Genomic DNA, 14,708 nt, shown 5'->3' on the forward strand with positions numbered 1-14,708 from the left:
TATTGTTTCAATATTTGCTTCTTAAAATGCTAAAAGCTTCTGTTTTTTTCTCGTTTGTTAGTTGGCAAGAAAGATTTTATTGAAACTCTTCTAAAATTTTAATCGTTTTTTGAAGGCTTCTTTTACTGTTCTTCAGAATTGCCCTTTGACAAAATTGTCCATACTTTCTGACACAGTTTCAATATTCATTTTAAGTGAGGATAGCTTTGTTTATTGATTTGTCTTTTCTGATTCATAAAATGTGCGAATAGTGCGATAATAGGTATCCTCTAATTTTTCTACTTTTCGCTCAATCTGCTTTCTGTCATGTTGTGCCGCTTCATAGACTTCTTCTTTTATTCTATTGAAACTTAAAGAAACACTGGAAACTTCTTCAAAAGAACCAAACAATGCTCAATTTTGAAACATTACTTTGATGTTCTTCCTTCCGAACCTATTTAACAGAGACTGAACTCGTTGATTGTCTGCTTTCCTATGATGACGCATTAAGACTTGGATACGGCTACTATCAAGACTTTCTTTATGCTATACATACAGAAGATTACAAAAGATTTTACGAGTCATTAACGAAAATTATTCCCTGCTTCCCCCGTATTTATCAAACACCCATTGATCCCTTTAAGAAATATCAAAATGAAATTAAAAACGCACTAGAATTGTCTTATTCTAATGGGTCATTAGAAGACTTGAATAACCATATCAAAGTACTGAAAAGAAATGCCTATGGGTTTCGTAACTTTTTATATTTTTAAGGTAAGAATTTCTTTGTACTTTAGTCCTGTTCTTTTTCAACCATATAGAAAAAACTAGTGGAATGTTCCTATAGGCTTCATACTATCGATTTAATTCTTTACCAATATTAGTTGACAAAGAGCCTGAAATATCCACAATATTCTACACCTTACAAAACTTTCAAATTCCGGCTTGTATCTCACTTATCCTTAAATAGTCTTTTTCCTTCTTTGTTGCGATGAGACATTACTGCTCTTTTTCGGAAGATATCCAAAGAAATCTAACTACTTTTTAATCATTATTAAACATAAAATCCATTAATTGATTCCAGTATGTTTTTTTGCCAATTACAAACAAAAGACTTCCTGTTAATCCATATCTAACTGTATTTTTTTCAGAAATTTTTACCTCTCCTTTGACCACAAAGAATGTTCCTGCCTCAGTAGTTGTACTCGTTTCGGCTATTTCGGTCACTTTTCCTGTTAGTATCTGTTCAGAGATTCCTTTTCTATCTAATCTCATACGTATCGGCATACCAACTTTGATATGTGACATTTTATCTGATGAGATTTGTGATTCTACTATTAACTTTTTTTCATTACTTTTTGTATATATATCCGCAATCACAGTACCTTTTGGAATATCCTTAACTTTTTCATATGATTGGTTTAAATGAATGGTCCCATCAATAGGAGCTAAAATTTTTGAATTCTTTAATTCATTTTCCACACTCTTTAGCGTTACTTCATTTTTTTCTTTTGCCGCTAATAATTCTTTCTGTTTTTCTTTTGCTGCAGCTATTTGCTGCTCTTTTGTCTGTTCAACTATTGCTATTTGGCTATTTATTTCACCTGTAGGTTCAACAGGTGTAGTGATTGCTTCTTTTTGTATATCTAATTGATCTATGGCTTGTTGTAACTGATTGATCAACTGATCTATTTCTGTCAATACTGTTGCTTTCACTCGTTCTTTCTCTATCTCTTGTGCTTGGTTTGCCTAAATTTGCCATAATTCATATTGTGACATGTACTCGGTGCTATAATTATGAATATTTTGTTGATTAATCCATGCTGTCCTTATTTGTATTAACTCTTGTAATTTACTCTGTTTTTTTGCTATTTGAACATTTAACTGATTAACATTACTTAATGCATTTTGTACATTACTTTGATAATTATTTTCAACTTGTTTATTTGCCTGAATAGTTTTTTCTTTACTTTTGAAAAAAGCATTAATTTGATTAGAATAACCATATGCATCTTCTTGTGTAAATAGATTTTTTTCTTCTTCTAAGCTTTTAATAAAAACACTAAGTGTATCATTTTTATTTTTCAAAGTCTCGATCTCAGTATCCAATTGCTCTTTTTGTTTCGTTAAATTTTCTACGTCAAAACTAATTAATGCATCTCCTTTTTTTATTTCCAGATTCTCTTTAAGATTATTGCTCTGAATAGACGCTTCTATTGGAACTTGTATGGGCACAATATTTTTTGAGCTTATCTTTGCGGTACCATGGACTACTTGTTCTGAAGAACCTAAGACAAGGAATAGTATGATACCTAAAATTAGAACTATCATTGGATACAACACCCATTGGTAGTAACGAGAGTGCTGTTGCAAATAAACTGTTGATGTATTTTTCCAATCGTTATTCATCATTTCCCTCCTAACTATCTATTTCCCAGAACTTTTGATAAATGCCACCTTGATAACGTAACTTTTCATGTGTACCTTGTTCTACTAACCTTCCTTTATCCATCACCAATATTTTATCACTCAATTTAGCGATGGATAAATGATGAGCAATAAAGAGAATAGTCTTATTAGAGAGTTTGTTTAAACTTTCTATAATTTTATGCTCTAATAAAGTATCTAAACCGCTTGTAGCTTCATCCAATAATAAAATGTTCGCATCTTTTAATAACGCTCTTGCTAATGCCAATCGTTGTTTCTGCCCCCCCGATAAATTAGAAGCTCCCTCTTCAACTATCATATCAAAGCGTAGCGGTTGCTGGTTAATAAATTCTAGTAGCTGAACTGTGTCGCAAACTTCTATTATTCGATCAAACGATACATTATTAGAAAGACCAAAGAGTAAATTTTCGAGTATTGTTCCATGAAAGAAAAAAGATTCTTGAGAAACATATGTCACGTGGTCTCTTAACAAATCAGGATTCATATCTAGCATGTTGACTTTCTGATAAAGTATTTCTCCTTCAGTTGGTGTATAAAAGTGAACAAGTAACTTAGCTAATGTAGATTTTCCTGAACCGCTCATGCCTACTATTGCAACTTTTTCACCTGCAGAAATAGACATGGAAATATCTTTTAATACTGGTTCTTTCATGCCATAAGAAAATGACACATTTTTCATTGTAATATCCCTCAGGAATATAGTATTATCAATATTTTTTATTGTTGTCTCCTCTCTTTTTTCAGGTTCAATATGAAAGATTTCATTGATTCGACGATTAGCAACTTGAGCTGTTTGTATTTTAGTTTGAAGATTAATGATATTTTGTAATGGCTCCGTAAAAAAAACAAGTAATGCATTAAATGTTATCAGTTGACCTAAACTAATTTTTCCATCCATAACATAATATGAACCAACCCACAAAATGAGTACAGTACTAATCAGCTGAATAGCATGTTTGATTGCTTGTTGAAGATTATTTAAGTTTGTATTTTTAAAAGATTTTTTCATCAACTTAATAAATTGTTGCTCTACTCTATCATAGACTTTTTCTTCTCCATTATATGTTTTAATTGTTTCCATTCCTTTCAAACTTTCAATAATGCTTGAGTTAACCGTTGCACTGGCAATCATTTCTTCTTCATTAAGTTGATCAAAGGTTTTAACAAATGTAACAATTGATAAAAAATAAAATGGAATGGTTCCTAAAGCGATAAGAAATAATTCTCTATTTTGAATAAACAATGTTACACCTATAGCGATTACCATTCCAACATCTAAAAATATAGATAAAATGGCACTCGCCAGAGCATCGATTATTTTATTAGCATCAAGAAATCGAGAAATAATTTCTCCTGATTTTCTTGTTGAAAAAAAAGACATAGGTAATTTTAGTACATGTTTGAAATAACTTAACACAATCGATATACTCATACGTTGGCCTAGTATAATTAATAAGTAACCACGTACATATTCAAAAAATACTTGGAATACATACATAAAAATGAATCCTACGGATATTACATTAAACGTTGATATAATGTTGTTCGGAACAAAATAATCAATAATTCCTTGGAAATAGTAAGAGCTTATTACGCCAAACAATGTGATAAGAAGAGAGACCAATATTATATTGAGAACTATCCCTTTTTGCTTTAAAAGGATTGGAAGGTATGATCCAATATTCTTAACTCGCTCAACAGATGGTTGGTAATGTTTATTAGGGTTCATTAGCAATAAAACACCTGTCCATTGCTCTGAAAACTCTTTGATTGTCAATTTAGATACACCTTTTCCTGGATCAGCAATATGCAGTAAATCCCCTTGAACGTTATAGATAACTACGTAATGGAAGTATTTTTGATCTACTAAAACATGAGCCACCAAAGGCAAAGTCAATTCAGTTTCTTTCCAAACGTTAGCATCTGCTTGAATTGCTTTGCAATCAAAATCGAATTTTTCAATACACCTTTTTAATCCCAACGCATAAGTTCCTTGTTTATCAGTCCCTGAGTATTCACGTAATTTGTTAATAGGTACTTCTGTTTTATAGTAATTTAAAATCATAGCTAAACAAGCGATGCCGCAATCCTTTTCGTCTTGTTGTTTTATTAATTTCATTCTTTTCATTCTTTTACAATTCTCCTCGAAATTAAATAAATACTTTTATTCTATTCTTTAAATTCATAGTACTATATACTATTTTTTGATTCAGTAGAAAAAAGTATATTGATTATTAATTATTTCTGTCGAAAAGACTCAAAATAATACTGTAGTTTCCATACCAACTAAAAAGCCTAAAGGAGTTCATTCCCTTAAGCTTCTATTGTTTTTATATTTTAAAAGTATGAAATAGTAGATTGTATAAGTAGTAATAAAATCACTATCAATAATGGTTTTGTTCCATTAACTTTTTTAGTAACCATCATTACAACTATAACGGCCATGACGATTATGATAATAGCTGATAAAACATAATATAAATTTCTATTCATTATTATCTCTCCAGACTTGTTACCTTTTAGCTAAATCAGACCCAAATTTATATCCAGCATTATAAGCTGCTACAAATACGCCACCAATAGCAACCACTACGCCAAACCCCCAGCCGCCATGAATTTGTTCTAAATCACTATCTTTTAATTCTAAACCTGAGTATTTTTCCATTTTAAAGTCCCCTTAAATTATTTTTTATTAGCATAATAACCAGATACTGCTCCTGCGGCAAAACCAACTACTATAACACCACCAACTATTAGCGCCCCACCTAAAAGTCCAATCCCACCTTCTATTTCTGCAAGATCATACTCACTTATTTCTTCAAAATTATTTAACTTATTTTCCATCTTATCCCTCCTTAAAAAAACTTGTAATAAAAAGCATGTAACAATCAGTTAGAATTCCTAACAAAAAAATTATATCATACATAAAGAATTTTACAATTTAATATTTATAAAAAAAAGACAACTTATGAATATTAAATTAATCCCATATGAACTAAATAGCATCTTAATAAAATCCATATAATATAGTTTTTATTGTAATGTATTTTTTTTATCTATATCAATTTCATTTAAGAAAGGAGAAGAAATTAATGGCAAGAAGGCATTGGTTTTGGTGGTTAATAGTTGGAATAATGTAACGCTTTAATTTCTTATGAGTAACAGCTCATGTCAATAATCCACCTACTATCGCGACCATAACTGAACCTACACCTGTGATTGCCCTGACCCAACCTAAGGAATTCGATCGCATACACTGAATCAATCGTGTGACCATCATTGCTAGGTTAGTAGGATTCTCAATACACGATTAGACTATTGCATGATCATCAGCTATTAGCTCTAAAGTTCGCTTATTTTGTACTGATAATGATGGCAAATCTTTTTCTCCTTGAAATGATTTTAGTTTGCTAGAAAACTTGCAAATCTCAACTCCGCTTTACTTCCTCTTACAAAACCATTATGTATAATTGATTTGTTGACTGTTCTTATTTTATTGAGACTTGAACTCTATCCCTTGTTTTCTCATTTCTTCGTCCAAATCGCTATCAAACGAAGCAGATCATTAAATTGCCCGCTCGTAACCTGTTCAAAGACCACTTTATCACGTTCTCGAAATCCTATATGAAGTTTTTCGTAGATGTTTAAACCTTTTTTCCTTGTTCAATCCGTTTAAAATAGATTAGTTTTTTGAAAGAAAATGAGCACTTTTCTTCTTTGACATCCAGATTAGAAAATACTCACTCTAGCTTCTCTAAACATTGACTTTTCTAGCTAAATAACGTACACTGATTACTTGAATCTGATAATTAAATAGTACCTCAAATCGAGGTAGAGGTTGCGTTTTTTATTAAGCTTGCGGAGTGAGAGGACACGTCGAAGCAAGTCTAGGAAAAATCGCCGAAATGCATAACAGCCTCCCTGTTATGTGTTGGGACGTAAGCGAACAACTTACGGACTGTCTTAGTAGTGATGCTAAGTTGCGCTATGTTTTTGTTGAGAGTACCTGACGATAGTAGGCAACCATGCATTTTCGTATGGTTGTTTTTTTACGTGTAGAAGAATAGGTTCGACACCTTCTTCAAAACTCTTTAAACTAAATAATAGTAGAACAAATTAAGTCGTTAAACAGAAAGGAAGAAAGAAAAACATGAACAAGAAATCATTTTCACTTGGCTTACTATTTGCAATTATTATAAGTGTCTTCTGTTCTCCAGTATTCAGTCATGCAGAAATGAACGGTGAATTCCGTGTCGGGATGGAGGCAGGTTATGCTCCGTTTAACTGGTCCCAAAAAACAGACGCACATGGTGCTGTACCTATTCAAGGAAATTCTTCTTATGCAGGAGGATACGATGTCCAAATCGCTAAAAAAATTGCGGAGGGATTGGATAAAAAACTTGTTATCGTACAAACAAAATGGGACGGTTTGGCTCCTGCCTTGCAATCTGGAAAAATCGATGCCATTATTGCTGGGATGAGCCCTACCGCAGAGCGTCGGAAAGAAATTGATTTTACTGATCCTTATTACGAATCACAATTGGTGGTCGTTGTTCAGAAAAAAGGACAGTTTGCCGATGCGAAAAATTTGAACGATTTAACTGGTGCTAAAATTACTGCACAGCTCAACACGTTTCATTATAGTGTGATCGATCAAATTCCTGGCGTTAACAAACAACAAGCGATGGATAATTTTTCAGCAATGAGAACCGCTCTTGCTTCTGGTATGATCGATGGTTATGTCAGTGAGCGACCAGAAGGTGTGACTGCTACAAGTGTTAACAAAGACTTAGAAATGCTTGAATTCTCTAAAGAAAATGGTTTCCAAACCAATTCTGAAGATGTTCAAGTCGCAGTTGGTATGCGTAAAGCAGATCCCGAAATCAGCAAGGTCAATCAAATTTTATCCACTATTTCTTCAGACGAACAAACAAAAATCATGGATCAAGCAGTGAAAGATCAACCCGCTGCTGAAACAAAGGATAGCGAAAAATCAGGTATATTAACAGACTTTAAAACTATTTGGGATCAATACGGTGGTATGTTCTTACGTGGTGCAGGTTTAACCTTATTTATCGCCTTGATTGGAACGGTTGTGGGAACAGCTTTAGGTTTATTGATCGGAGTAGTCCGCACGATTCCAGAATCTGAAAATAAAGTGAAACGGTTCTTCCAAAAATTAGGAAATGCCTTGCTTTCGATTTACATTGAAGTATTTCGCGGAACACCCATGATGGTGCAAGCAATGGTTATCTTCTATGGTTTAGCCTTAGCTTTTGGGATTTCTCTAGACCGAACGGTTGCGGCTCTGTTTATTGTTTCTATTAATACGGGGGCTTATATGTCTGAAATCGTTCGTGGCGGAATCTTCGCTGTTGATCCAGGACAATTTGAAGCAGCACAAGCGATTGGAATGACTCATGGCCAAACAATGCGTAAAGTCGTTGTTCCTCAAGTATTGCGTAATATTTTGCCTGCAACAGGAAATGAGTTTGTGATCAATATCAAAGACACGGCTGTTTTAAGCGTTATCGGGGTAGCAGACTTATTCTTCCAAGGAAATTCTGCATCTGGCGCAAACTTCCAATTCTTCCAAACCTTTACGATCGTTGGAATCATGTATTTGATTATGACATATGCGATTACGCGTGTTTTACGTATTGTTGAGAAGAAAATGGACGGCCCTTCTGCTTATGTGAAACTAGACGAAGTAGAAAATCAAAAAGAAAGCTAATCATCTAGCTTCGCAGACTCGTTTAACGTTTAAATTAGGAGGATATAAGGATGAATCAAATGATTGAAGTCGAACATTTAAGAAAAAGCTTCGGTGAAAATGAAGTGTTAAAAGATATCAATGTAACTGTAAATAAAGGAGAAGTCGTGACAATCATCGGCTCTTCTGGTTCAGGTAAATCAACCCTTTTACGTTGCATAAACTTACTAGAAAAACCGACAGGCGGCAAAATCATCTATAATGGGGAAAATGTGTTAGAACGTGGCTATAACTTACCAAAATATCGTACACATTTAGGGATGGTATTCCAATCATTCAACCTATTTAATAATATGAATGTGTTAGAAAATTGTACTTCTGGACAACTCACTGTCTTGAAACGAGGCAAAGATGAAGCCAGAAAGATTGCCTTAGAAAATCTTGAAAAAGTTGGGATGGAGCGTTTTATTGATGCAAAACCATCACAGCTTTCTGGTGGACAAAAGCAACGTGTCGCGATTGCCCGTGCCTTATCTATGAATCCAGATGTCATGCTTTTCGATGAACCAACTTCAGCACTTGATCCTGAAATGGTCGGTGAAGTATTAAAAACAATGAAAGATTTAGCACATACAGGATTGACGATGATCATCGTGACCCACGAAATGGAGTTTGCAAAAGAAGTTTCTGACCGAGTAATCTTTATGGACAAAGGTGTCATCGCTGAAGAAGGTACATCTGATGATATCTTTGTTCATCCTAAAGAAGAACGGACGAAAGAATTTTTACACCGTATCCTGTCTAAATCCTAAGAAAAAAAAGGTGTGGAACAAGAGCACAAATCACTTTTGTTTCACACCTTAAATGCGAATAAACGGTGGGATAGAAGCAACCCCTTCGGAAATAAGCGCTTCTATCCCATCCCCTTTTTTCTTATTTATATTGTCTAATAGTTGGTGGCATGAATGTATCAATAAATTGTTGGATTTCTTCTAAAGAATCTGAAAAGAAAATTTTTTCCCGATCTGCTGCTGTTAAAAAATCTTCTACAACCATTTTATCAAAGAAATCCGCTAATAAATCATAATAGCCATCGACATTAAAAAAAATACATGGATGTTGATGTTCCCCTACACGGCCCCAAGAAACAACTTCTGATATTTCTTCTAGTGTCCCCGGCCCTCCAGGTAATGCTAAATAACATTCTGCCAAATCGATCATCTTTCGTTTGCGTTCATGCATATCATTCACTATATGCATCTCAGTAATATTTTGATGCGCTAGTTCTCGCTCTAATAGAAATGTTGGCATTACACCAATCACTTTCCCGCCATTTTCAATAACCGTATCAGCCAACACCCCCATTAAACCAACATTGCCGCCACCGTAAACAAGATCATAATCATTACGACTCATCCATTGCCCTAATGCCTTTGTTTGTTCCTGATAAATTGTCTTATTCCCTACACTGGCACCACAATAAACCGCCATTTTCTTCATAAAATCCCCACCTACTCTAATTAAATATACGTCTTCACTCGATTCATTTTATGCCTCTTCACTTGTGGATTGATATGAAACATCGTTAAATGATCTGATTGTAAAACGTTCTTGATTGTTTTCGTTTTCTAAAATAGTAATACTAGTATTGGCAAGTGGTCCGCCTTCACGCCATTTTGCTTTTTCTTTGCCTATCAGTGAATTGATCAACGTAATCAGTAACACCCCGTGAGCAATAATCAGTACATTGCCATCTGGATAATCTTTGCTAAGCTTTTCAATCGTCTGAGTTGAACGTGATACTAAAGAGTCAATCGTTTCTCCCCCAAATGTTGTAGGATCATATAAATCTGGCCGCTGGCGCAAATGAGCCGTTTGTTCATCCATATGATTGATTTCGACCCCTTCACGTTTGCCGAATTTGATCTCTCTTAAGCTGTCATGATACTGTACCGTTAGACCATCTAAAAAATTATTTTCTTTAAGAATATAATTTGCTGTATCCATTGCTCTTTTTTGAGTACTGACTGCTACTACATCAAATGAACGATTACTAAGATAGCGACCTGCCTGAATCGCTTGTTCAATTCCGATTGGCAATAATGGAGAATCGATGTCCCCACCTTGAAATCGTAAACCTAAATTCAATTCCGTCTTACCGTGTCTAACAAAATAAAATGTAGTCATTTGTTTCGCCCCTCCATTTTTGAACTATTGCTTATACTTGAATATGATACTACAAATAAGAAATCTCTGCTTTGTTAAAAAAATACTTGTAAAGTATTTCCACATTGTTGATTCTCTATGCTACCATAGTAAAATAGACTGGAGGAATTTATGTGGAACTTCAACACTATCAACAATGGATCAGTGAATTTTACAAAAAAAGAGGCTGGTATGAACTCAATTCATTTGTTCGTGTAGGCTTTTTGTCTGAAGAAACAGGTGAAGTCGCGCGAGCTGTACGTGCCTTAGAAATCGGGCGTGACCGCCCAGATGAGGAAGAAAAATCGACGGAACATCTGGTTCAAGATTTGACGGAAGAACTCGGCGATGTTTTGGATAATATTTTTATTTTAGCAGATAAATATGATATTCGTTTTGAAGATATTTTAGCCTCACATAAACAAAAACTAGAAGAGCGTTTTGGTGAGCTGAACGGTATGGAAGAAGGGATATAATGGACAAACATATTACAATCCGATTCGTTAAAGAACGTGATTTTCTATCATTACTAGAGATAGAAAATACGATTTGGACAAATGAAAATTCTCCGGTACTTCACTTCTATGAGTCGGTTGAGGAATACAAAGAAAAGAGCGAGGGACGACTTATTTTTGTCGCTACAGATGAAAACAACGTTCATGGTTTTGTTGCTGTTCATCATCCAACCTCTTTGCCTTCACATAAAAAACAATGGATGTTTGGGATCGGTGTTCATCCAGATAGTCAATCATTGGGTATTGGACGTCAATTACTGGATTTTTTAAAAGATATTGCAGCTGAAGAGGGGATTCATAAGATTTCTTTGCGCGTTATGGGGACCAATACGAAAGCGATTCAGTTTTATCGTAAAAATGGATTTGTCCAAGAAGCTTTATTTAAAGATGAATTTTTTATCAATGGTGCGTATTGTGATGATTATCAGTTTGCTTATTTTGTCGATTAGGCTCATCATTTTTTAATGTTTACTGAAAACATCAAACTTTTTCTGAAAATTCGCTTGCTGTGGTCTTCTTATTCTGGTACTTTTAGTAAGGATAAATTTTAAGGAGTGTTGAAGTGTGACAAAAAAATTATCATGGCGTGATTACCTTTACGTAGGTTCCATGCTATTTGGCTTATTTTTCGGGGCGGGAAATTTGATTTTTCCAGTTCATATGGGACAAGAGGCTGGTGCTACTATTTTTCTAGCGAACCTCGGCTTTTTGATCACAGGTATCGGCTTGCCATTTCTAGGTGTGATTGCCATTGGGATTTCCAAAAGTAATGGGGTGTTTGATTTAGCAACTCGGGTGAATCGACGCTATGCTGTTGGTTTTACTGTATTGTTATATCTAACGATTGGTCCTTTTTTTGCCTTACCTCGTCTGGCAACAACGTCTTTTGAAATTGGCTTAGTGCCCTTTATTCCAAGTGATCAGCATAAATTAATTTTAGCAGTCTTTTCGGCGCTATTCTTTCTGGTTGCTTGGGCCTTTTCACGTAAACCGACTAAGTTATTAGGGTATGTAGGAAAATTTTTAAATCCATTATTTCTATTTTTATTGGCGATTTTGATTTTATTTGCTTTCTTAACGCCACTCGGAACGATCTCTTTAGCACCTGTTGCAGATAGTTATGCGGCCAACCCTTTTTTTAAAGGATTTACTGAAGGCTATAATACATTAGATGCACTAGCTTCTCTGGCTTTTGGAATCATCATCGTTTCAACGATTCGAGGTATGGGTGTTGATAAACCAAATGATATTGCGAAAGATACGATAAAGTCCGGCGCAATCAGTATTGTCTTGATGGGGATCATCTATACTTTGTTGTCTTATATGGGCACGATGAGTTTAGGGAAATTCCCGCTTAGTGAGAATGGCGGAATTGCTTTAGCTCAAATCGCTAACCACTATCTAGGTAATTTAGGTAGTATTTTACTTGCACTTATTGTTATCCTTGCCTGTTTAAAAACAGCAATCGGATTGATTACCGCTTTTTCTGAAACATTCAGCGAACTGTTTCCAAAAGGTTCCTATTCATTTTACATTGCGATAGCAAGTATATTACCTTGTTTGTTTGCAAATGTTGGATTAACAAATATCATTCAGTTTTCAATCCCTGTCTTGATGTTCCTTTATCCATTAGCGATGACCTTGATGATTTTAGTCATCGTCAGCCCGCTGTTTCATCATCGCAAAGAAGTCTATCGCACAACAACTTATATCACACTATTTGCTGCCTTACTTGATGCTTTGAACAGTGCGCCCGATTTTATTAAATCAAATACAGTCGTTACAACTATTTTAACCGCTGCTGAGGAATACTTGCCTTTATTTACGATTGGAATGGGCTGGGTTGTTCCTTCAGTACTTGGATTTATCATTGGTTTAATTTGGATCAAACTAAAAAAAGAACCTGATCTTAACTGATAACTGGAAAGACTGGGCAGAAGTATTTAACTGCTATAACCAACTCCTTCAATTCTTAGTGTCTTTAGCACCTAGAGATTGATGAGTAATTGCTTCTGCTTCAACCATTTATCAGGCTTTCTTAGGAGTGTGGTGTGACTCGTGGAGTTACACTACACTCCTTTTTGCTTCATAAGACGTCACGTCTTCTCTTTTCTGTGCGCTCAAAACAATATCTTTCTTCATTAGGATATAAAATCATCCTTTTAGAACTATATGAATGACTACGCAAAAACTAATTATCGTCTTAGCTGACAATTGACCATAAAGTACAGTAGAATAGGGGCAAGGAAGTGATTAGCATGCTCTATGAGGAATTGATGATGGATTCTGGAATGCTTACCAAATTTAAAGTATTCAAACGAATTACACAAATCAATCAGTCAGATATTTCTATTACTCAGTTATCTGAGGAACTATCTTTGAATTATCAACAGGTATTTATTATTATGAATGAAATCAATCATGATCTAGCTAAAGTAATCTCAACGCACCCCTCGATTTTACAAAAAGCTGGCAAGATCGACAGTACTAACTTACTCGTAACAATCGATGAATACCGGTATTTTCTATTAAAAAAATCGGTTCCGTTTCAATTTATTCTCTATTTTTTAAACCATGATTCTCCTAACATAGATGATTTTTGTCAACGCTATTACGTGAGCCGTTCAACAGTCTCTAGAAAGATGCTGCCTTTGAAAAGACACGTAAAGCAATATAATCTGCGGTTTACATATACTGAAGCCAACTTGATTGGTGATGAACGTGCGGTCAGAGTCGCACTATTCGATGCCTTGTGGCTAGGAACCAGAGGAACGATCTGGCCATTTAAAAGTGTTCCCCGTGAAGAAGCGGAAAGACTGGCAGAAGCATTTTCTGAATATTTCCCATTATCCAGAACCTATTTAGGCTCTAAAGAATTGCCTTATTTTGCAGCGATTTTTCTCTGTCGCACTCGGAAAAAGATTTTTGTTTCGTATGATGAACGGTATGATTTCTTGATGCAGGATAATCCTTACTATGATTTTGAGCGTCTCAACAAAGAACTAGGGCCACGTCAAGCTTTGCCTCCTAAATACATAAAAGGGGAAAGCAGCTTTATCTTTTTTCTCGCACATTATGCGCCTTTTTATACCTTAGATGATGATCCGTCCTTGTCTCAAACACTACACGATTTCTCAATAAGACCAAATCCTGTCTATGAATTGGTTCAAGAATTTTTAGACTATGCTAAAATCAACATCTTTAAAAAAGAGCCAGAAGTTCTTGATAAACCCGTTCTTATTGGAAATTTACTGAATATTGCCTTTACTTTTTATGTTTTGCGTCAACCCTTCCCTAACCTTCAAAAATTAGTGGAGTTACCACGTAAAAAGAAAAAAGCGGACGAACTTTTGGAAACGAAAATTCAAGTTTTTTTTGATGAAAAAGTAAAGGAAAAAGAATATAAATTTATTTATACCATCAAAAATCCGCTGGTTAAAATGTTCAAAAGTGTATTACTTCCTGTTTATGACAAACCAAAACATTCAGAGCATTTAAACATCGGTGTGGCTTTTGAGCATAATTTTCTTCTAGTTAGAAGGATCTATCAGTTCTTAAATGATTTAGGTTTTGTGGATTCTGCTCCTTATCAGGAAGAGCTAAATGAGCAATACGATTTGGTGATCAGTTCTTCTCTATTACCAAGGAAAAAATACCCAGAATTACCGCTTTACTTCTGGGATCTCTCTTATGATGAAGAAGAATTAGCTGATTTATATCGGACGTTACAACAGCTTTTTGAGAAAAAAAATATTGTTCAAGAATAAGTACAGAATTGTACGATTATTAAATATCTCATCATGCATTACATGAGCGTTGCTAAGCATATGTGGTTTTATCTATTGATT

At 34.6% G+C, this 14,708-nt stretch carries 13 protein-coding genes, 1 pseudogene and 1 riboswitch; of the genes and pseudogenes, 7 read left to right on the forward strand and 7 right to left on the reverse strand.

From position 1 onward, the window contains the following. Positions 1-422: 422 nt before the first annotated feature. A pseudogene (locus BCR22_RS14900) lies at positions 423-740 on the forward strand (transposase); the annotation flags it as partial. A gap of 283 nt (positions 741-1,023) precedes the next feature. Here BCR22_RS14900 and BCR22_RS14905 read toward each other — a convergent pair. From BCR22_RS14905 to BCR22_RS14920, 5 genes are all read right to left on the reverse strand, one after another. After that, on the reverse strand, positions 1,024-1,695 hold the full coding sequence (locus BCR22_RS14905) for an HlyD family efflux transporter periplasmic adaptor subunit (RefSeq protein ID WP_167351508.1): 672 nt from the start codon (positions 1,693-1,695) through the stop codon (positions 1,024-1,026). 33 nt (positions 1,696-1,728) lie between these two features. After that, positions 1,729-2,388, reverse strand: coding sequence for a biotin/lipoyl-binding protein (locus tag BCR22_RS14910; RefSeq protein WP_083241763.1), 660 nt, complete (start codon positions 2,386-2,388; stop codon positions 1,729-1,731). 10 nt (positions 2,389-2,398) lie between these two features. Next, positions 2,399-4,555 carry a peptide cleavage/export ABC transporter gene (locus BCR22_RS05775; protein ID WP_069654032.1) on the reverse strand — a complete coding sequence of 719 codons (2,157 nt, stop codon included), beginning with the start codon at positions 4,553-4,555 and terminating at the stop codon, positions 2,399-2,401. A 384-nt stretch (positions 4,556-4,939) separates the two neighbouring features. Beyond that, the gene (locus BCR22_RS14915; protein ID WP_083241764.1) at positions 4,940-5,092 is read right to left on the reverse strand and encodes a class IIb bacteriocin, lactobin A/cerein 7B family; all 153 of its coding nucleotides are present in this window, start codon (positions 5,090-5,092) and stop codon (positions 4,940-4,942) included. A 17-nt stretch (positions 5,093-5,109) separates the two neighbouring features. Further along, complete coding sequence (locus BCR22_RS14920; RefSeq protein ID WP_083241765.1) at positions 5,110-5,271, reverse strand: class IIb bacteriocin, lactobin A/cerein 7B family; 162 nt, start codon at positions 5,269-5,271, stop codon at positions 5,110-5,112. Positions 5,272-6,251: 980 nt separating this feature from the next. Beyond that, positions 6,252-6,423: riboswitch (Lysine riboswitch) on the forward strand. A 154-nt stretch (positions 6,424-6,577) separates the two neighbouring features. Here BCR22_RS14920 and BCR22_RS05780 point away from each other — a divergent pair. Both BCR22_RS05780 and BCR22_RS05785 read left to right on the forward strand, forming a co-directional pair. After that, the gene (locus BCR22_RS05780; protein ID WP_069654033.1) at positions 6,578-8,161 is read left to right on the forward strand and encodes an ABC transporter permease subunit; all 1,584 of its coding nucleotides are present in this window, start codon (positions 6,578-6,580) and stop codon (positions 8,159-8,161) included. A gap of 50 nt (positions 8,162-8,211) precedes the next feature. Further along, on the forward strand, positions 8,212-8,952 hold the full coding sequence (locus BCR22_RS05785) for an amino acid ABC transporter ATP-binding protein (RefSeq protein ID WP_069654034.1): 741 nt from the start codon (positions 8,212-8,214) through the stop codon (positions 8,950-8,952). A 121-nt stretch (positions 8,953-9,073) separates the two neighbouring features. On the opposite strand, the gene BCR22_RS05790 is transcribed toward BCR22_RS05785, so the two are convergent. Together BCR22_RS05790 and BCR22_RS05795 are read right to left on the reverse strand one after the other, a co-directional pair. Next, positions 9,074-9,640, reverse strand: a complete 567-nt coding sequence (locus BCR22_RS05790; protein WP_069654035.1) for an LOG family protein — start codon at positions 9,638-9,640, stop codon at positions 9,074-9,076. Between the two features lie 48 nt (positions 9,641-9,688). Then, complete coding sequence (locus BCR22_RS05795) at positions 9,689-10,327, reverse strand: histidine phosphatase family protein (RefSeq protein ID WP_069654036.1); 639 nt, start codon at positions 10,325-10,327, stop codon at positions 9,689-9,691. A gap of 152 nt (positions 10,328-10,479) precedes the next feature. On the opposite strand from BCR22_RS05795, the gene BCR22_RS05800 reads away from it, so the two are divergent. The 4 genes from BCR22_RS05800 to BCR22_RS05815 all read left to right on the forward strand — a co-directional run bounded on the left by BCR22_RS05800 (position 10,480) and on the right by BCR22_RS05815 (position 14,627). After that, positions 10,480-10,821 carry a MazG nucleotide pyrophosphohydrolase domain-containing protein gene (locus BCR22_RS05800; RefSeq protein ID WP_069654037.1) on the forward strand — a complete coding sequence of 114 codons (342 nt, stop codon included), beginning with the start codon at positions 10,480-10,482 and terminating at the stop codon, positions 10,819-10,821. Then, positions 10,821-11,309 (forward strand): GNAT family N-acetyltransferase, encoded by a 489-nt coding sequence (locus tag BCR22_RS05805; protein ID WP_069654038.1) that lies wholly within the window; start codon positions 10,821-10,823, stop codon positions 11,307-11,309. Before BCR22_RS05800 ends, BCR22_RS05805 begins: the two co-directional genes overlap by 1 nt. A gap of 115 nt (positions 11,310-11,424) precedes the next feature. Then, on the forward strand, positions 11,425-12,777 hold the full coding sequence (gene brnQ / locus BCR22_RS05810; RefSeq protein ID WP_069654039.1) for a branched-chain amino acid transport system II carrier protein: 1,353 nt from the start codon (positions 11,425-11,427) through the stop codon (positions 12,775-12,777). Between the two features lie 341 nt (positions 12,778-13,118). Next, positions 13,119-14,627, forward strand: a complete 1,509-nt coding sequence (locus tag BCR22_RS05815) for a helix-turn-helix domain-containing protein (protein ID WP_069654040.1) — start codon at positions 13,119-13,121, stop codon at positions 14,625-14,627. The last annotated feature ends 81 nt before the right edge of the window (positions 14,628-14,708 follow it).

It is taken from the genome of Enterococcus plantarum (genome assembly GCF_001730295.1).
Taxonomy (GTDB): domain Bacteria; phylum Bacillota; class Bacilli; order Lactobacillales; family Enterococcaceae; genus Enterococcus_L; species Enterococcus_L plantarum.

Bases quoted from the DNA above. Each gene is read 5' to 3' on its own strand.
- BCR22_RS05815 (WP_069654040.1), top strand. From the start codon at position 13,119: ATGCTCTATGAGGAATTGATGATGGATTCTGGAATGCTTACCAAATTT.
- BCR22_RS05795 (WP_069654036.1), bottom strand. From the start codon at position 10,327: ATGACTACATTTTATTTTGTTAGACACGGTAAGACGGAATTGAATTTA.
- BCR22_RS14915 (WP_083241764.1), bottom strand. From the start codon at position 5,092: ATGGAAAAATACTCAGGTTTAGAATTAAAAGATAGTGATTTAGAACAA.
- BCR22_RS14910 (WP_083241763.1), bottom strand. From the start codon at position 2,388: ATGAATAACGATTGGAAAAATACATCAACAGTTTATTTGCAACAGCAC.
- BCR22_RS05785 (WP_069654034.1), top strand. From the start codon at position 8,212: ATGAATCAAATGATTGAAGTCGAACATTTAAGAAAAAGCTTCGGTGAA.
- BCR22_RS05775 (WP_069654032.1), bottom strand. From the start codon at position 4,555: ATGAAAAGAATGAAATTAATAAAACAACAAGACGAAAAGGATTGCGGC.
- BCR22_RS05805 (WP_069654038.1), top strand. From the start codon at position 10,821: ATGGACAAACATATTACAATCCGATTCGTTAAAGAACGTGATTTTCTA.
- BCR22_RS05780 (WP_069654033.1), top strand. From the start codon at position 6,578: ATGAACAAGAAATCATTTTCACTTGGCTTACTATTTGCAATTATTATA.
- BCR22_RS14920 (WP_083241765.1), bottom strand. From the start codon at position 5,271: ATGGAAAATAAGTTAAATAATTTTGAAGAAATAAGTGAGTATGATCTT.
- BCR22_RS05790 (WP_069654035.1), bottom strand. From the start codon at position 9,640: ATGAAGAAAATGGCGGTTTATTGTGGTGCCAGTGTAGGGAATAAGACA.